At 24.9% G+C, this 19,505-nt stretch carries 18 protein-coding genes and 1 tRNA gene; all 19 read right to left on the minus strand.

Going from position 1 to position 19,505, the window contains the following annotated elements:
• Positions 1–91: 91 nt before the first annotated feature.
• Positions 92–1,480, minus strand: coding sequence for an aminopeptidase (locus tag RDY08_RS10450; protein ID WP_307904373.1), 1,389 nt, complete (start codon positions 1,478–1,480; stop codon positions 92–94).
• Positions 1,481–1,578: 98 nt separating this feature from the next.
• Positions 1,579–2,922 (minus strand): glucose-6-phosphate isomerase, encoded by a 1,344-nt coding sequence (locus RDY08_RS10455; protein WP_307904374.1) that lies wholly within the window; start codon positions 2,920–2,922, stop codon positions 1,579–1,581.
• 22 nt (positions 2,923–2,944) lie between these two features.
• Positions 2,945–3,682: a 1-(5-phosphoribosyl)-5-[(5-phosphoribosylamino)methylideneamino]imidazole-4-carboxamide isomerase gene (gene hisA / locus RDY08_RS10460; protein WP_307904375.1), complete on the minus strand. Its 738-nt coding sequence runs from the start codon at positions 3,680–3,682 to the stop codon at positions 2,945–2,947.
• 35 nt (positions 3,683–3,717) lie between these two features.
• Positions 3,718–4,392 (minus strand): flagellar brake protein, encoded by a 675-nt coding sequence (locus RDY08_RS10465; RefSeq protein ID WP_307904376.1) that lies wholly within the window; start codon positions 4,390–4,392, stop codon positions 3,718–3,720.
• 9 nt (positions 4,393–4,401) lie between these two features.
• On the minus strand, positions 4,402–6,078 hold the full coding sequence (locus tag RDY08_RS10470; RefSeq protein WP_307904377.1) for an S-layer homology domain-containing protein: 1,677 nt from the start codon (positions 6,076–6,078) through the stop codon (positions 4,402–4,404).
• Between the two features lie 280 nt (positions 6,079–6,358).
• Positions 6,359–6,433 (minus strand) — tRNA-Gln (locus RDY08_RS10475).
• A gap of 76 nt (positions 6,434–6,509) precedes the next feature.
• On the minus strand, positions 6,510–6,794 hold the full coding sequence (gene spoVG, locus RDY08_RS10480; protein ID WP_307904378.1) for a septation regulator SpoVG: 285 nt from the start codon (positions 6,792–6,794) through the stop codon (positions 6,510–6,512).
• Between the two features lie 146 nt (positions 6,795–6,940).
• The gene (ispE, locus tag RDY08_RS10485) at positions 6,941–7,804 is read right to left on the minus strand and encodes a 4-(cytidine 5'-diphospho)-2-C-methyl-D-erythritol kinase (RefSeq protein ID WP_307904379.1); all 864 of its coding nucleotides are present in this window, start codon (positions 7,802–7,804) and stop codon (positions 6,941–6,943) included.
• A gap of 81 nt (positions 7,805–7,885) precedes the next feature.
• Positions 7,886–8,146: an RNA-binding S4 domain-containing protein gene (locus tag RDY08_RS10490; protein ID WP_307904380.1), complete on the minus strand. Its 261-nt coding sequence runs from the start codon at positions 8,144–8,146 to the stop codon at positions 7,886–7,888.
• The gene (gene mazG / locus RDY08_RS10495) at positions 8,133–8,933 is read right to left on the minus strand and encodes a nucleoside triphosphate pyrophosphohydrolase (protein WP_307904381.1); all 801 of its coding nucleotides are present in this window, start codon (positions 8,931–8,933) and stop codon (positions 8,133–8,135) included. Before mazG ends, RDY08_RS10490 begins: the two co-directional genes overlap by 14 nt.
• Entirely contained in the window at positions 8,890–9,837 is a 948-nt protein-coding gene (locus RDY08_RS10500) for a peptidylprolyl isomerase (RefSeq protein ID WP_307904382.1), read from the minus strand. The genes mazG and RDY08_RS10500 overlap by 44 nt, the downstream gene beginning before the upstream one ends.
• Positions 9,838–9,855: 18 nt before the next feature.
• On the minus strand, positions 9,856–12,825 hold the full coding sequence (mfd, locus tag RDY08_RS10505; protein WP_307904383.1) for a transcription-repair coupling factor: 2,970 nt from the start codon (positions 12,823–12,825) through the stop codon (positions 9,856–9,858).
• A gap of 378 nt (positions 12,826–13,203) precedes the next feature.
• The gene (gene mnmG / locus RDY08_RS10510; RefSeq protein ID WP_307904384.1) at positions 13,204–15,051 is read right to left on the minus strand and encodes a tRNA uridine-5-carboxymethylaminomethyl(34) synthesis enzyme MnmG; all 1,848 of its coding nucleotides are present in this window, start codon (positions 15,049–15,051) and stop codon (positions 13,204–13,206) included.
• A gap of 387 nt (positions 15,052–15,438) precedes the next feature.
• A complete protein-coding gene (gene mnmE, locus RDY08_RS10515) occupies positions 15,439–16,806 on the minus strand; it encodes a tRNA uridine-5-carboxymethylaminomethyl(34) synthesis GTPase MnmE (protein WP_307904385.1) in 1,368 nt (455 codons plus the stop codon).
• 1 nt (position 16,807) lies between these two features.
• The gene (locus tag RDY08_RS10520; protein ID WP_307904386.1) at positions 16,808–17,416 is read right to left on the minus strand and encodes a Jag family protein; all 609 of its coding nucleotides are present in this window, start codon (positions 17,414–17,416) and stop codon (positions 16,808–16,810) included.
• A gap of 7 nt (positions 17,417–17,423) precedes the next feature.
• Complete coding sequence (locus RDY08_RS10525; protein WP_307904387.1) at positions 17,424–18,044, minus strand: YidC/Oxa1 family membrane protein insertase; 621 nt, start codon at positions 18,042–18,044, stop codon at positions 17,424–17,426.
• Positions 18,041–18,268: a membrane protein insertion efficiency factor YidD gene (gene yidD, locus RDY08_RS10530; protein WP_372339427.1), complete on the minus strand. Its 228-nt coding sequence runs from the start codon at positions 18,266–18,268 to the stop codon at positions 18,041–18,043. The genes RDY08_RS10525 and yidD overlap by 4 nt, the downstream gene beginning before the upstream one ends.
• Positions 18,268–18,603 (minus strand): ribonuclease P protein component, encoded by a 336-nt coding sequence (gene rnpA, locus RDY08_RS10535; RefSeq protein ID WP_307904389.1) that lies wholly within the window; start codon positions 18,601–18,603, stop codon positions 18,268–18,270. Before rnpA ends, yidD begins: the two co-directional genes overlap by 1 nt.
• 81 nt (positions 18,604–18,684) lie before the next feature.
• Positions 18,685–18,819 carry a 50S ribosomal protein L34 gene (gene rpmH / locus RDY08_RS10540; protein ID WP_307904390.1) on the minus strand — a complete coding sequence of 45 codons (135 nt, stop codon included), beginning with the start codon at positions 18,817–18,819 and terminating at the stop codon, positions 18,685–18,687.
• Positions 18,820–19,505: the final 686 nt, after the last annotated feature.

Consider the following 19,505-nt stretch of genomic DNA (forward strand, 5'->3'; position numbering starts at 1 on the left):
TTATCCCTTGGTTAAAATATATTTTTTCTTTTTTCTTCTATATTCTAATTGTCAACTATTAAAAAAAGGACGGCTTTCGCCATCCTTTTTCCTATCTCTCATAAAAAACTTTATATGTTCTATAAGTCTCAAATAGATCAAATTTTGATGCTACTTCATAAGGTGAATGCATAGCAAGTAAAGCTGGTCCTGCATCAATTGTATGTATTCCAAAGTGTGCAAGATATTTTGCTACTGTTCCTCCTCCACCTTCATCTATTTTTCCTAACATTCCTGTTTGCCATTTTATTCCTGCATCATTTAACATTTTTCTAAGCATTCCTACATATTCTGCATCTGCATCATTAGAAGCACCTTTTCCTCCATGACCTGTATATTTAGTCATTACAATTCCATATCCTAATTTTGAAGCATTTTGTTCTTCATGAACACTTTTAAATATTGGATTAATTCCTCCATTTACATCTGAAGATAATGCATAACTATTCCATAAACATTTTCTTAAGAAATAATCATTATAATTATCTTTTAATTTATACATAATATCACTCATAAAGAATTCAAGATATCTTGATTCTAATCCAGTAGAACCAGTTGACCCTATCTCCTCTTTATCTGCTAAATAACATACTGCTGTATGTTTTGGAGTTTTTTCTATTTCTAAAATAGCTTTTAATGATGTATATCCACAAATTCTATCATCATGTCCATATCCAGCTATCATACTTCTATCAAATCCTAAATCTTTTGCTTTAAATGCTGGTACAACTTCAAATTCTGCTGAAATAAAATCTTCTTCTTTCATTCCATAATCACTATTTAATTTTTCTAAAATAGCTTGTTTTACTTTATCTTTTACCTCTTTATCTTCAATTGATGTAGGTATTGAACCAACTACAAGTTGTAACTCTTCCCCTTTTATAACTTCTCTAGCTTTTCTATCATCTTGTGCATTTTTAGATAGATGTGGCAATATATCTGGTATTGTAAATATAGGATCATTATCATCTTCTCCTATTGCTAAATCTACTTTTTTACCATCTTCTAATATTACTGTTCCATGTAATGCTAAAGGAATAGAAACCCATTGATATTTTTTTACTCCACCATAATAATGTGTTCTTAATAAAGCAAATTCTGTATCTTCAAATAATGGATTTTGTTTTAAATCTAATCTTGGAGAATCAATATGAGAAACTACAAAATTAACACCTTTTTCTACTTCCTCTTCTCCTACAATAACTAAAACAAGATTTTTTTCTCTATTTACATAATAAATTTTATCTCCTGCTTTTAATTTTTCTACATTTTCTGCATTTACAAATCCATTCTCTTCTGCAACTTTTATTCCATTTCTTACAAATTCTCTTTCTGTTTTAGAGTCATTTAAAAATTTCTTATATCCATTTGAAAATTCAAATATCTCTTTTTTCTTTTCTTCTGCCATATTTTTCCATCCATTTTCTTTTTTTAATCTCATTGTATTCTCCTCCTGTATATGTCTATTATTACAATTTTGAACTGTAAATTATAAATTGTCGGGATTATTAATATTCCCGACAATTTTTTATGATTTTTTTATAATCTTTTTTCTAATTTTTCTTTTTCTTCTTCATAACCTGGTTTTCCAAGTAATGCAAACATATTTTTCTTATATGCTTCAACTCCCGGTTGATCAAAAGGATTTACTCCTAATAAATAACCACTTATAGCACAAGCTTTTTCAAAGAAATAAAATAGATATCCTAAATTATATTCATTTATTTCTGGTATATTTATAACTAAATTAGGAACTCCTCCATCCACATGAGCTAACATTGTTCCTTGGAATGCTTTTTTATTAACATAGTCAATTGATTTTCCTGCTAAATAATTTAATCCATCCAAATTATCTTTAGTTTCTTTTATAGTTAATTCTTCTACTGGTTTTCCAATATTTAATACTGTTTCAAATAATATTCTATTTCCATCTTGTATATATTGACCCATAGAATGTAAATCTGTTGTGAAATCCACTGCTGCTGGGAAAATTCCTTTTCCATCTTTTCCTTCACTTTCTCCATTAAGCTGTTTCCACCATTCAGCTATATAATGCAAAGAAGGTTCATAATCTACCATTATTTCTATTAATTTCCCTTTTCTGTGTAAAATATTTCTAAGTGCTGCATATTTATAACAATCATTTTCTTTAAATGGTGCTTTATAATCTTCCATTGCATCAGCTGCACCAGCCATTAATTGTTCTATATCTATCCCTGCTGCTGCTATTGGTAATAATCCAACTGCTGTTAAAACAGAAAATCTTCCACCAACATCATCTGGAACAACAAAAGTTTCATATCCTTCTGCTGTAGCAAGTTCTTTTAAAGCTCCTTTTTTAGCATCTGTTGTAGCAAATATTCTATCTTTTGCATTTTCTTTTCCATACTTTTCTTCTAATAATTCTTTAAAAATTCTAAAAGCTATAGCTGGTTCTGTAGTTGTTCCTGATTTAGAGATAATATTTATAGCAAAATCTTTATTTTTTATTAAATTATAAAGATGTTTTATATATGTAGAGCTTATATTATTTCCTACAAAATATATTTCTGGTGTTTTTCTATCTTCTTTTTTCATATTGTTATAAAAACTATCTGTTAAAGCTTCTATTGCAGCTCTAGCCCCAAGATATGAACCACCAATTCCAATTACTAAAAGTACATCTGAATTAGATTTTATTTTTTCTGCTGCTTTTTTTATTCTATCAAACTCTTCTTTATTATATGTTTTAGGTAAATCTACCCATCCTAAAAAATCACTTCCTGGACCTTTTTTTGAATTTAATAACTCTTCTGCTGCATTTACTTGAGATCCCATAAACTCAATTTCATTTTCACGTACAAATTCTAATGCATTTGAATAATCTAAAGATATTTTTTTCATACAAAATCCTCCCTATATAAATTTATTTTTGAGCCATTTCTAAATATTTTATAACTTCTTTTAAATTTAATCTATTTTCATATATTGCTTTTCCTACAATTACACCTTCAAGTTTTTCATTTTCTAATTTATTTAATTCTATAATATCATTAATAGTTCCAACTCCACCTGATGCTACTAAATTTATTTTTGTTTCTTCTAATATTTTTTTCATTATATCCAAATTTATGCCTTCTAACATTCCATCTTTTGATATATCAGTATATATAACTGTTTTTACACCTAATTTTTCCATATCTTTTATAAATTCTATAGAATCTTTTTTTGTAATTTCTGTCCAACCAGTAATTGCAACTTTTCCATCTTTTGCATCAATTCCAATAACTATTTTTTCTGCACCAAATTTCTCTACTGCTTCTTTTACTATTTCAGGTTTTTTTATTGCAATAGTTCCTAATATAACTCTACTTACTCCTAATTTTAATAACTCTTCAATTCTGAATAAATCTCTAATTCCTCCTCCTAATTCTACAGGAATATTTATATTGTTCACAATATCTCTTATCAGTTCTCTATTTTTTAATTCTCCTTCTAATGCTCCATCCAAATCCACTAAATGAATAAATCCAGCACCTTCTTCTTCAAATCTTTTAGCTACTTCAACTGGATTGTCAAAAAATATTGTTTCTTTCTTATAATCTCCTTGTGTAAGTCTTACACATTTTCCATTTCTAATATCAATTGCTGGAAATATCTTCATTATACTCCTCCACACCATTATTTTCAATTACTTTTTTAAAGTTCTATACCTTTACTTCTTCTATCTCTTTGAACTTTAAATAAATATGAAATTATTCTGTCTCTTAATTTTTCATTTATCTTAACAAATTCTAAACCATAACCATATCTTTTTCCTCTATCATCTTCAAGAATATCTTTTCGTTTTATTGCTCCAAATATTTTTTTACATTCCACTCCATTAGGTAATTTAAATTCTATTTCAAATTTATCATTCATTTTCAGATTATTTAAAACTAAAATATAAATTCCACCACCACTTATATTTTTAGAAACTCCTTTTATTATTTCAAATTTATCTTCCTCATTTTCAGGATTTTCTTTTTTCCTTTTTAAGGTAGCAATTACATTCATTCTTATTCTTACATAATTTCTTCTTTGTAATCTTTCTATCTTCTCAGGATAATGCAACACAAAATTTGAAAAAGGTTTTAAATATCTTCTTACCACTTTTCCTGAAAATCCATAAACTCCATCTTTTTTCACTTCACTTATTCTAACCATTTCTCCCACTCTTAATGGAATAACGTGTCCTTTTTCTATTGGTAATCCTATATGAACATCATTTTTTTCATCTATATCTTCTATTTTAGTTAAATATGGACCTTTTTTAGTTTCAGGAAGTTCTATCTCTATTCTATTTCCTATTTTTATAACATCTTCTATATTCATAAGCTCCCCCTAGAACTCTATTTTCATCCCTATTCTTATCTCTCCGTTTTTATTATTTTTTATAAATTTATCTTCATTATCAAAATTTAAATTATAATCTTTATTGAAAAAATCTTTTTCATTATCTATATAATCTTTATCACTTTTTATATATAATATGTATGTTTTGAAATTTTGATTTAATTCATACAACAATTTTAAGTATAATACATTATAATTTTCTATATTGCTTTTTTTATTTTTATATCCTATATCAAAATTTAAATTTTTTAAAAAATCATATTTTATCTTACCATATATTTCAGTTGATTCTTGATTTTTTTTAAAATCATCTAAAACAAATGTTGTATTACTTTGTATTGTATCTATATTAAAACTTTCTTCATCGATAGATTTTTTATTTACACCTATATAAATATTTGTTCCATAAATTTTATTTTCTATTATTATATAATGATTTATAAAAGTATCTAATATAGTATCATAATAATTCATTCTATAATGTATAAATCCGTTTTTTATAACTTCATATGAAGTTTCAGCAGATATTTTATTATAAAATTGTGCTTTCCCATCTTTTCTTTCATATCCAATTTTAAAATTTGAATATTCTGCAATTATATTATATATTTTCATATTGTTTGTCTCTGTAGTATTCGTTTTTGTATATCCTAATTTTAATTTTAAATTATCATCTAATATTTTTATCAATGATAATTTTCCCAAAAGTTCATACTTTAAATTATTCTCTTTTTCGTTTGGAATATACTCTAAAAATATATCTGCATATTTTGTAGATACTTTATCCATAATTTTTAATACACTATTATTTTTTTCTAAATTAAATATATTTATATCATTTTTTAAAATTAATCCATATGAATTAAATTCGTTATTTGTAATATCATAGTTATCATATTCAATATTTCCTAATGATGAATATAATTTATTTTCATATCCTTTTGTATAAAATTGAAGCTTTAATTTCTCTATAATATCATAATCCATTTTTAATTTTGTTACTAAATTATTATCAATACTGTTTTTTCCCATTACAAATTCATAATTATTTCCATATAATTTTAATTCTGAATCATATTTTGAATTGTAGTTTTTTGCATTAATATCACCGGTTGATATATAATAATCTAATGATAATTTATAATTACTATTAGATAAAAATTGTTTTTCTGTTGAATTCGAACTTACAGAAGTTGTATTTTTTAAGTTATTTGTTTTTATCATAGATTCTATTTTTTTTATTTTTAAATTTAGATTTTCTATCTCTTTACTATTTTTTGTTTCATTTTCTGTTTTTAAATTTAATTTTTTTTCTAAATCTTTTATTTTATTTGTATATTTATTTATGTTAAATCCAAAATCACTTAAATTTTTTGAAAAATCATATACTAAATTTTCTATTATAAGCAGATCATCTTTACTTGCTTTTTCATCATCTAATTTATTTAAAACTTTTGATAAATAATATGCTAATTCATATTTTGTTATTTTTTGTTCTCCATTAAAAAAATCTGAGTCAACTGTTAAAACTCCTTTGTAAACTAAATTTTCTATTGCTTTATACGCCCAATGCTCTTTACTAACATCTTTATATAGTGCATCATCTTTAGCATAGCTAAGCAAATTTATTATTACAAATAAGATCATAAATATCTTTAATTTCATTATGCCACACCTCACATTTTTTTTAATTATAACATAAAGATTAGTTATTATCAATAAACAATTCTACCATGAATGTGTTAATATTCACCTTATAATTCTTTTAATCCAATGAGTATATTTATTAAAACTGTTTCTTAATTTAAAATTACTAAATATTTTTTTTATAACAAAAAAACTTTTTTCTAAATAAATTTATACTTTTACATTAAATAAATAAAAATATATTAAAAAAAGCTGAATATATTATATTCAGCTTTTAAATTACTTTATTTTTTTTAAATGGCTGGGCTGGCTGGATTCGAACCAGCGCATGCGAGAGTCAAAGTCTCGTGCCTTACCGCTTGGCGACAGCCCAACAATTGCTAATTGCGCGAGAATTATTCTACTATTTTTCTTATGTTTTGTCAAGAGTTTTTTTAAAAAACTTTTTTCTAAGCTTCTGCTATTACATCTACATTTACTAAATCTTGATATTTTTTTACAACTATTTCGTTTATTGATGTTCTTACATCTGTTTTTATTGGATGTGCAATATCTTTAAATTCTCCATTTGGCATCCTTCTTGATGGCATTGCTACAAATAATCCATTTTTACCTTCAATAACCTTTAAACCATGAATTACGAATGCATCTTCAAAAGTTACATCAGCATATGCTTTTAATTTCACCTCTTCTTCTGCTCTAGAAATTCTTACTCTTACATCAGTAATGTTCATTTTGTATACTCCTCCTTTTGGGAACGTTTAAAAAAACAACTTGCTCTAATTTTATATCAAAACTACTATAAAATCGCATCTTTATAATATAAAATCAACAAATATTTTTTAAGCCATTCCTCAGTAATTTTTGTAAACCGTTTTTTTTATATTATTTCATTAATATTTATAAAATAAGATGGAAACTCTTTTTTTAATTTTAATTCTATATTTTTACTTTTATCTTTTCTAGCCAAAATATAATAACAGCTTCCACTTCCAGACATATTAAATCTCACATCTAATATATCTTTTAATTTTTTTTCAAAATCTCTTATATCTTTAGATTTTTTATACATATTTTGTTGTAAATTATTTTCTATGTTATCTACTATTAATTTTAAATTATCATTTTTTAACCCTTTTATTATTTTTTTTATATTTGATATTTTCATATTATCTTGCTCTAACACATTTTCATATGCTAATTTTGTACTTACTCCAAAATCAGGTTTTATTAAAATAATATCAAAATTTTTAATTATATTTATAACTTCTATTTTTTCTCCAATTCCTTTTACTAATGCTGGTTTATTTATTATGAAAAAAGGTATATCTGCCCCTATTTTCAATCCTATTTCTAATAATTCTTCCTCTTTTAATATATTTTTATAATAACAATTTAACTCTTTTAAAAAAAATGCACCATCACTACTTCCACCCCCAAGACCTGCTTGTGATGGAATATTTTTTATTAAATTAACTTCTATCTTTTCTTTTTTTATCCCTATTTTCTTATAAAATTCATTGTATATTTTATAAATTATATTTTCTTTTCCAGTAGGAATATCTTTTTTATTAGAACTTATTATAAGTTCACCTAGCTCACCGCTAAATTTAATTTCTAATCTATCATATAAATTTATTGGAACCATTATCATCTCTAATCTGTGATAACCATTCTCCAATTTCTCCAAAACATTTAATCCTATATTTATTTTAGCATTACTTTCAACTGAAACTGTCCCCATTCACAAGTACACCCTTTCATTAATTATAGTATCATAATAAAAAAAAAAAATCAATATATTCTATATAATGATTTTTTTTTATTATCCTTTTCGTGGATCAATTATTATCTCTATTAATTTATCTGCATCTTTTTTTCCTACATTTCTTGTTGGCACTTCTAATATTTTAAATTTTATAATTTTATCATAATAACTAACTTCTATAATATCTCCCACTTTTACCTTTGTAGATGGTTTTTTTACTTTTCCGTTTATCATAATTTTTTCATTTTCAGCTACATTTTTTGCTACAGTTCTTCTTTTTATTATTCTTGAAATTTTTAAAAATTTATCCAATCTCACTTTTTGCTTCCTCCCACAATTTTTCCATAGCTTCTAAATCAGCCTTTTCTATATCTGTATTATCTTCTATATATCTAAACCTTTTTGTGAATTTTTTTATTGTTTTTCTCAAAGCTTCATCAGGATCTATTTTAGCCAATCTTGCTACATTTATTAGACTAAACATTACATCTCCTAACTCATTTTCAAATTTTTCTTTATCCTGATTTTTATGCTCTACTTTTAATTCTTCTATCTCTTCATCCATTTTTTCAAGTGCACCTTCTAAATTTTCCCAATCAAATCCTACTTTTGCTGCTTTATGTTGAATTTTATATGCTTTTAATATTGAAGGTAAATTTTTTGGAATTCCATCAAGTGCAGATTTTCTATTTTTATGAGATTTTTCCTCTTTTTTTATTCTATCCCAATTCACCAAAACTTCTTCTGAATCTTTTACTTTTACATTTCCAAATATATGTGGATGTCTTCTTATTAATTTTTCATTAATAGCCTCTATCACATCATATACATCAAAACTATTAATCTCTTTTTTTATTTGCGATTGAAATACTATTTGTAATAATAGATCCCCAAGCTCATCTTTTAGCTTATGGTCCTCTTCTGACATAGCTTCTAACACTTCATATGTCTCTTCTATAAGATATGGCTTCAAGCTCTCAATAGTTTGTTCCTGGTCCCAGGGACAAACCCCAGGACCTCTTAATATTTCCATTATCTCTATTAAAGTTTCAAAACTTTTATTATTTTTTTGTTTTAGTTTGTGAACTCTTTGCAGTTTTTTCATCTTTTTTAACTCCTAAATATTCTTTTTTCAAATTATCTATCCATTTAGTATATTCTGTTCTTCTCATATCATTAGAAACTTTATCTTCTAAAGATTTTTTCACTTCTTCAAATGGTTTATATCCTTCAGCTTTTTTATCTTCTACTTGAATTATATGATATCCAAATTGTGATTTTACTAATTCAGGATAAACTTTACCTTTTTCTCCTTTAAATGCAGCATCTGCAAATGATTTTACCATTTTTTTCTTTGTAAACCAACCTAATTCTCCACCAGTTTTACCAGATGGTCCTTCAGAATATTTTTTTGCTAATTCTGCAAAATCTGTTTTTCCTGCTAATGCTTCTTTTAATATTTTTTCAGCTTTTGCTTTGGCTTTTGCTAATTCATCTTTTGTCATTTTTGAAGTTGTTTTTATTAATATATGTCTTGCTTTTACTTGTCCTTCTTGTTTATATTTTTCTTTGTTTTTTTCATACTCTTTTTTTAATTCTGCATCTGTAGCTTTTACTTTATCCAAAACATTTCTTTTTACTGCATAACTTGCAAGTAATCTACCTTTTTGTTTTTCTAAATCTGCTACAAATTCTGGATCATTTTCTAATCCTTGTTTTATTGCAACATCTTTTAATATTTTTTCTTCAACTAATCTATCTAATATTTGTTGTCTTCCTTTTTCATTATCATAATAAGCTTTGTATTGGGCTGGAATACTATCCATTTCAGCTTTTAAATCATTTTCTGTTATTACATCATTTCCAATTTTTTTCAAAACTTTTGAATTGTCTTTTTTTACATTAACTGCATTTCCTGCTTTTTTTGATTTTGTGGCGTTTGCCGTAGGATTATTACATCCTCCTACTAATGCTGCTAATATTAACATACTTACTACTACTTTTTTCATCTTTCCACTCTCCTTATTTTATAATTGATGTAAAACCTCTTTTAAATTATTTTCTTTACTTAAAAAAAGTTTTTCTTCTTTTTGTAAATATTTTACTTTGTTATCTAATAATAGCACATCTAATTTGTCTAAATCAATTTTATTTTTATCAACCTCTAAATAAAATCCATTTTTTAATTCTTTTATGCTAATTATGTTTTTTAAAGCACATAAAATTTTTATTTCAAAATAATCAAATAGATTTTCTACTTCTATTGGCATTTTTCCAAATCTATCTATTATCTCATTTTTAAGTTCTTTTAATTCTTTTATACTATTTACTCTTATCATTCTTTTATATACTCTATACTTTTCTTCTTCTTTTATATAATTTTCAGGAATATATCCATTTTCTTTTATTTCTAACGTCACCTTCTCAATTGGTATAATATCTTCGTTTTTAATTCTTTTCATCTCATATTCCAACATTTTAAGATACATATCATATCCTAAAAATTCCATTATTCCATGTTGTTTCTCTCCTATTATCTCTCCAGAACCTCTTATTTTCATATCTTCCATAGACAATTTTAATCCTGAACCAAAATCTTCTAATTCATTTAAACTTAAAATTTTCTTTTCCCCTTTTTTAGTAGATTTCCTATTTTCATCTTTTAACAAATAACAAAATGCTTTTCTACTTCCTCTTCCTACTCTTCCTCTCAATTGATATATTTGAGATAATCCTAGTCTATCATAATTTTCTATTATTATAGTATTTGCATTTTCTATATCTATTCCATTTTCTATAATAGTTGTAGTTACAAGAATATTAAATTCTTCATTCTCAAATTTTTCTATTTTATCTCGTATATCTTTGGGTTCCATTTGTCCATTAATATAATCTATCTTTACATATTTAGGTAATATTTTTTCCAATTCAGTTACTTTTTCTTTCATATCTTTTACTCTATTATACACATAAAAAACCTGTCCATCTCTTGCAATCTCTTTTAATACAGAATCTCTTATTAAATCTCTCTTTTTATCTATAAAAATAGTGTCTATTGGAATTCTATTTTCTGGTGGAGTTTCTATTACTGAAATATCTTTTATTCCCATAAGTGATAAATTTAAAGTTCTTGGAATTGGAGTAGCTGTCAAAGTTAATACATCTATATTCGATTTATATTTTTTTAATTTTTCTTTTACTCTAACCCCAAATTTTTGTTCTTCATCTATTACTAAAACTCCTAAATCTGAAAATTTAACATCATTTTGTATTAATCTATGTGTCCCTATGATTATATCTATTTTTCCATCTTTTAGTTTTTTTAATATCTCTTTTTGTTCTTTAGTTTTTTCTAATCTCGATAACATCTCTATCTCTACTGGAAAATTTTTATATCTTTCTTTAAATCTTTCATAATGCTGATGAACTAAAACAGTAGTTGGAGCCAACATCGCTACTTGCTTTCCATCCATTACACATTTAAAAATAGCTCTCATTGCTACTTCTGTTTTCCCATATCCTACATCACCACAAACAACCCTATCCATACTCTTACTGCTCTCCATATCGGCTTTAATATCCTCTATGGCTTTTAGCTGACCTTCTGTTTCTACATATGGAAATGCTTCTTCAAACTCCTCTTGCCAAATAGTATCTTTCGAAAAACTATAACCTATACTTGCTTCTCTTTTCGCTTGTATTGTTATCAGATCTTTTGCAAATTCTATTATCTCTTTTTTTAATTTTTCTCTTTTTTTATTAAATCCTTTTTTTCCTAATTTATATATTTCAGGTACTTTCCCAGGTTCTGTTATGAATTTTTCTATTCTCTCTATATGCTCTACTGGTACATATAGTTTATCTTCATCAGCATATTTTATTTTTACATAATCTTTATTATTTATGCTTTCTATTCCCAAATATATTCCTACACCATACATAGAATGTATTAAATAATCATCTTTTTTTAATTGATTTATATCTGTAAATCTAACTCCTTCTTTTCTTTTTTCAACTCTTCTTACTTTAATTCCTTTTAATTCTCTATCTGTTAATATAATCTCTTTTTCTAATTCAAATCCTTCAAAATATGGATATTCTATAATTTTTATACTTTTATGTTTTTTAAATATCTCTTTTAATCTTTTGTCTTCTTCTGTTAAAATAGTTACTTTTTTATCTTTAGATATTTCCATTACTTTATCATAATCTTTATATTGATTAATCTCACTATTTTTAAAACTTTTCAAATTAATTTTATCAGAATTATTATAAAGTTCTTCTAATTTCTCTCTAATTTTATCTTCATTTTCTCTTTCTAACAAAATCTTTTCTTCAACTCTATAATTTATTAAATCTGCATTTTCTAAATATAATTTAACATTTTTTTTATCTATTAAATCTAATAAACCATACTCATTTTCTCTATCTAAATCAAAAAATATTTCTATTTTTTTTATATTTTTTATAGACTTTTGAGTGTTAATATCGAAATATCTAATACTCTCTATATTATCTCCAAAAAATTCAATTCTAATGGGATTATCTTCTTTAAATAAAAATATATCTAATATATCTCCTCTTAAACTATATTCTCCATGTTTTTCTATTAGATAATTTTTAACATAACCATTTTCTTCTAATAAATTCAATATTTTTTTCAAACTATACTCTTTTTCAATTTCTAATTTTAATGATCTGTAATTTTTATAAAAAGAGTCTAACGCTTGATTTATATCTAAAAATACAATAAACTTTTTTTTACTATTAATTAATTTTAATAGTTGCTGATTATTTATCTCTTTTTCTTTTTTATTATTATATTTCATATCTAACTTTAAAACTTTACCTTTAAAAATATCTTTTAATACAAAATAAAAATCATCTCTATTTTTTATTGTAGATGATATATATATAGCCCTTTTTTCATTTTTTAAATAAAAAGGAACTGCTCCTCTATATATCTCTTCATCTGTTAGATTTATTTCAAAATTCATTTTTCACTCCTAAATAAAGTTTGATGAAAATAAAAAAAATTTCATTTCTTATTGTATATATTTTTTAAAGACACGATAAATCGCCGTCTATTCAGTACTATATTATTTTTTTCGGAATAACTGCCTATGTTTATATAAAATCAAAATGATAAGAGCGGGGTTTTCTCCAATGCTATCAAGTTAAGGAGAAAACTAAATCATACCTCTCCGTCAGCTCCGCTGCCACCTCTCCTAAAAGGAGAGGCTTTTTGGCTCTCCCTCTGGGAGAGCTGTCACGCTAGTGACTGAGAGGGTGCTTTTTGGCAAATTATAAGAAAACATGGCCTTTTTTCTTAGCTTGATGACATCGACTCTACATAGACATAATAAATATTCAAATTATTTTATATGCGATAAAATTATAGCTATATCTCCAGGCGAAACTCCAGATATTCTACTTGCTTGTCCTACAGAAAAAGGTTTTGTTTTATTTAAAGCATCTACTGCTATATTCGACAAACCATTCACATTACTATAATTAAAATTTTTAGGAATTTTAACATTTTCCAATTTTTTAAATCTTTTTATCTGTTTTTCTTCTCTTTCTATAAAATCTTCATATTTTATCTCTATTTCTACTTGTTCTATAACCTTTTTAGGATATTCTCTTATATCTACAAAATATTTCAGGTCATTATAACTAAATCTATTTCTTTTTAATAATTCTGCTGCTGTAATAGCTTTTTTTATAGGCTTTTCTCCCATACCTTCTAACACTAAATTATTTTCTAATCCAGGATAAACTTTCAGATTTTTCAATCTATTTATTTCTACATTAATTGCTTCCTTTAATTCTTCAAAATGTTCTATTTGTTCTTTTTTTAGTATCCCTATCTCTTTTGATTTTTCTAACATTCTAATAAAACTATTATCCTGCCTTAAAATCAATCTATACTCTGCTCTTGAAGGTAAAACTCTATAAGGTTCTAACAACTCTTTATTTATCAAATCATCAGTTAGTACACCTATATACCCCTCATCTCTTCTTATTATTATTGGTTCTTTATTTTCTATTTTCCTAACAGCATTCACTCCAGCCATAAATCCTTGAGCTGCTGCTTCTTCATATCCAGAAGTTCCATTTATCTGTCCTGCTAAAAATAAATTTTTTACTATTTTATTTTCATAATTTGGATATAATTGAAATGGTGGAATATAATCATATTCTATTCCATATCCATATCTCATTATTTTTACATTTTCCAAACCTGGTAATGTCTTTAACATTTTTTCTTGTGCAAAAGGTGGCATTGATGTAGTCATTCCATTTACATATATCTCATTTGTCTCTACACTCTCTTGTTCTAAAAATACTTGATGATTTTCTTTTTCTGGAAAATTTAAAACTTTACGATCAATAGATGGACAATGTCTAGGTCCTTTTGTATCTATCATTCCTGTTACAATTGGGGAAAATTTTAATAGTTCATTAGTCACTTTTATAGTTTCTTTAGTTGTATAAGTAAGCCAAGTTGGAATATTTAAATTATGCTCTTTTTTTGTAAATATTGAAAAATAAACTGGATTATCTTCACCTTTTAATTCTGTTACTTTTTCAAAATCAATAGTTCTTTTATCAATTCTAGGTGGAGTTGCAGTTTGAAATCTCTCTATTTTTATTCCATTTTTAATTAAGCTATCTGACAATTTTTCAGATGATTGTTCTCCTTGTCTTCCAGAATTATATTTTATATCTCCAATTACAACTCTTCCTTTTAAAAATGTTCCAGTTGCTAAGACTACAGCTTTTGATTTATATTCTATTCCTAATGAACTTTTAACACCTACAATTTTTCCATTTTTTACTAATATTTCATCAATAACTTCTTGTATTACTTCTAAATTTTCTGTGTTTTCTAAAACTTCTTTCATTTTTACTCTATACCAATATTTATCAGCTTGTGCTCTTGTTACTCTTGCTGCCACTCCTTTTGTACTATTTAAATATTTTAATTGAATATTATATTTATCTGTATGTTTTCCTATCTCTCCACCTAAAATATCAACTTCTGATATTAAATGGCTTTTTCCAGGTCCACCTATAGCAGGATTACAAGACATCATAGAAATACTATCTAAATATATTGTAAATATAGCTGTTTTTTTTCCTAATCTAGCTGCTGCTAATGCTGCTTCTACTCCAGCATGACCTGCACCTATTACAATAATATCATAACTATTTATCATTTTTCCTCCATTATATTTTTTGTTTAATTATTATTATTTTTAATAATTTTCCGTAGGGGTAAACTTACATATTCACCCTGCTTTTTATATTTTTATTTGGAAATTATAAAATTAATCTCACAATCGTTTTTATGCTTTTATTTTATTCTGCTTTTAATTTAGAATCTGGGCAAACACATAGGTTCGCCCCTACAGTGTATATTATTTAATAATAGCACCTGTAAGGGCAATTCATGAATTGCCCCTACCAGACATAACATTGTTTCACGTGAAACAATAAAAAGCCTGTTTAAGAATATTTTACAAATTAATCACAATTAAGAACGCTGTTTTTAAGCTATTCCTATTTATAATTAATTTGTAAGCCATTCCTAAATAACAGGCTCTTTATTTTCCTACACAAAAATTTTTAAATACATGATCTAAAAGATCTTCTGATGAAATTTCGCCAGTTATTTCACTTAATGAATCTAATGCTTCTCTTAAATCAATAGCAATTAAATCCATAGGCATTTCCATATTTAATGTATTAAAAATATTATCTATACTATCTTTTACTTTTTCAAGTGATGATTTATGTCTAATATTTGTTAAAATTAGTTTTTCCGAACTATTTTTTATATCATCTTCTAAAATAAATTTATATATGCTTTCTTCCAATTTATCTATATTTAAACCATTTATAGCAGATATTTCTATCCAATTATTTATTTTATCAAGCTTAGATATATCTATTTTTTTAGATTTATCTATTTTATTTATAATTCCTAAACATTTTTTATCATCAATATATTTATATATATCATAATCTTCTTTTGTCAACTCTTCAGAATTATCCAATACAAACAATACCAAGTCTGACTCTTTTATCTTAGTTTTACTTTTTTCTACACCAATATTTTCAACAATATCTTCTGTTTTTCTTATTCCTGCTGTATCTACTAATATTAATGATATTCCATTTATATTTATAATTTCTTCAATAGAATCCCTTGTAGTTCCTGGTATATGTGTAACAATAGCTCTTTCTTCTTTTAATAAAGAGTTCAAAATACTTGATTTTCCTACATTAGGTCTTCCAATAATTGAAGTTTTTATTCCCTCTTTTATCTTTTTTCCTTTGTCATAACTTTTTATTAAAATATCACATTCACTATGAACTTCTTCTAAATTTCCCCAAAGTTCTTTTGGTAATGGCTCATCTATCCCTTCTTCAGGATAATCTATTACCACATTTACATGAGCTGCTACATCCAATAATTTTTTCTTTAGTTCTCCTACTTTTTCTTTTAAGTCTCCCCTTAATTGTTCTACAGAAAGAGTTAAATTTTTTTCAGATTTTGATTTTATTAAGTCAATAACTGCTTCGGCTTGAGTTAGATCAATTCTTCCATTTAAAAATGCTCTTCTAGTAAATTCTCCAGCATCAGCTAATTTTGCTCCATTTTTCAAAACTATTTCTAAGATTTTTTCTGTTATTAAATAACCACCATGACAATTTATCTCAATAACATCTTCTTTTGTATAACTTTTAGGTGCTTTCATTACCATAACTAAAACTTCATCAACTATTTCATTTTCATCATATATATGTCCATAATTCACACTATTGTGTTTTAAATCTTTTACATTTTTTTTTGATTTTGGCTTAAATATTTTTTCCAAAATATCAAAAGATTCATCTCCTGAAATTCTAACTATACCTATTCCACCTTCTCCAATAGGTGTTGAAATTGCAGCAATTGTTTCAAACATTTTAATCATCTGTTTTTTTCAATTTTATAATAACATATCTTTTGGGATCTCTTCCCTCACTATGTGTCTCCAATTCTTCATATTCATTTGCAATTTTATGAATAATTTTTCTTTCTAAAGGTGGCATTGGATTTAATTTTACTGCTTTTTGTGTTGCTATAACTTTTTTAGCAAGTTTATGAGAAAGAGTAATCAACGTTTCTTCTCTTTTTTTCTTAAATTCCTCTACATCAACATATATTCTATTACCAAAAAATAGATTATTTAACAATTTTTCAAAACTATTTAAAGTTTTCCCTTTTTTACCAATAATAATTCCATTATCTTTTCCGCTTAAAAATATATTATATTTCCTAGCATCAACTCTTTCAGTTTTTACTTCTAAATCTAACCCCATTAATTCTAACAGTTTTTTTGTTTTAGCTTCTATTTCATTTTTTAAAACTTTATAAAATATTTTAAATTCTCCTTTTTTAGGAAATAATCCTAAAAAACTTTTTGGAGCTTCTAATTCTTCTATTTTTACAATATCACTATCTTTTTTTTCTTCTTTAAATATTTTAATAGCTTCTTCTTTTGAGTTTGCTTTAATTTTTTCAAATATTTCCAACTTATTTTCACTCCTTTTTCATAATGTAATATTGTTGCAAAAAACTTATTAAACTTGATGTTACCCAATAAATTTGAAGTCCAGAAGGCATACTCATTGATATAAACACCATGAAAATAGGCATTGTATATGTCATCATTTGCATTTGTTTATTACCTGTCCCACCTTGTCCCATTACTTTTTGTTGTAAAAAAGCAACTATACCATTTAGTATTGGTAATATATAAGTTGGGTCATTTGCCGTAAGATTCCATATTAAAAAATGTGTGTTTGCAGGGATAAGAGCATCTGCTCCTGTTTTTCTTAGAACTCCAAATAAACCCCATAAAATAGGTAATTGTAAAACAACAGGTAAACATCCACCTAAAGGATTTACTTTATGTTCTTTATATAATTCCATAACTTTTACATTTAATTCCTGTGGATTATCTTTATATTTTTCTCTAATTTTATCAACTTCAGGTTGAATTTTTTTCATTCCTTTCATTGATTTATCTTGCTTTAGTGTTAATGGAAAAAGTATTATTTTTATTAATAGTGTAACTCCAATAATTGCTAGTCCCCAATTTCCTAAAATTCCATATAAATATTTAATAACAGTTGCTACAATTGATTGTATAAAATTCATTTAACCTCCTCTTTTTTTGGAACCGGATCATATCCTCCTGGATTAAACGGATGACATTTACTAATTCTTTTTACTGACAATAAACTCCCTTTTAAACTTCCATGTATAGTTATTGCTTCTTTTGCATAACTAGAACAAGTAGGATAAAATCTACAAGTTTTAGGTTTTAATGGTGAAATTAATTTTTGATATATAAATATAAAAAATAGTAAAATCTTTTTTATCATTTTATATCCACCCTCTTTAATAGTTTTATAACTTCTTTAGAAAGAATATTATAATTTACAGTTTTAATATCTCTTCCAAAATTTCTTTTGGCAATAAATACAATATCATATCCTTTTGGAAAAATATTTTCATTTAATCTATAAGTTTCTCTAAATAATCTTCTAATTCTATTTCTTTTTACTGCATTTCCAACTTTTTTACTTGTAACAAACCCCAATCTATTTTCATTATAATCATTTCTATAAAAGTATATAAGAAAATTTTTAGAAAAAAATTTAACTCCATCATTATATACTTTAGTAAATTGTTTTATATTAATTAAATGAATCATTTAGTTATATCTCCTTAAAAATAGCTTAAACTATTAAGCCTTTTTTATTTTTTAAAAACCCGGTGATTATAACACCGGGTTTTATGCTGATAATTTATGTCTTCCTTTTGCTCTTCTTCTTTTTAAGACATCTCTACCTGATTTAGTTTTCATTCTTAATCTAAAACCATGGTCTTTTTTTCTTTTTCTTACATTTGGTTGGAATGTTCTTTTCAAAATTTTCACCTCCTAATATATTTCTCTTAATCAGTTATCTATTTTATTAAAAATACTGAAATTTGTCAACATAATAAATAAAAAAATAAAAAATATATATAATTAGCTGTTTTATTTTATACTAGAAAAGTATAAAATTTATTCAGAAAAAGCAAGTATTCTATTTATTCAAGTATGTGATTTTCCAATGCAAAATTTTTTAGAAACTAAAAATTTAGAAAAATATTTATATTTTATCAGAATGAAGCACAACTTTTTTAAAGGATTTAGTTTATATCGTGAAAAAAGTATTTTGTAATGTGAAAAAAGTATTTTAGAACTTATTTTATTTAATTTTATATGTTTTACACGTTTTTCAATTATTTATTAATTAATATAAATATATAGTAGTAGTAGTAGTAGGGGATGTGGAAATGTTAAAATGAGTGTGTTTATTGGTGTTGTTCTATATTTTATTTGTGTAAAGTTTGTATAAAAAAAAGAGTTTTACACAATTTATTTTAGCGGGGTTTTGTTTATCCACATAATATTATCATACTTTCAATCTTTTTTCTACATAAAATTGTTTAAAGTGGAAAACTTTTAATGAATTTAATAAAATCAATAGTTGAAAAGTTAATAAAAAAAATATATGAATTGTGGAAAAAGGTTTAATTTCAGTGTTTTTACAATTTTGTATGTGCAAA

Source organism: Haliovirga abyssi, from assembly GCF_030295325.1.
In the GTDB taxonomy this organism is placed as follows: Bacteria; Fusobacteriota; Fusobacteriia; order Fusobacteriales; family Haliovirgaceae; genus Haliovirga; species Haliovirga abyssi.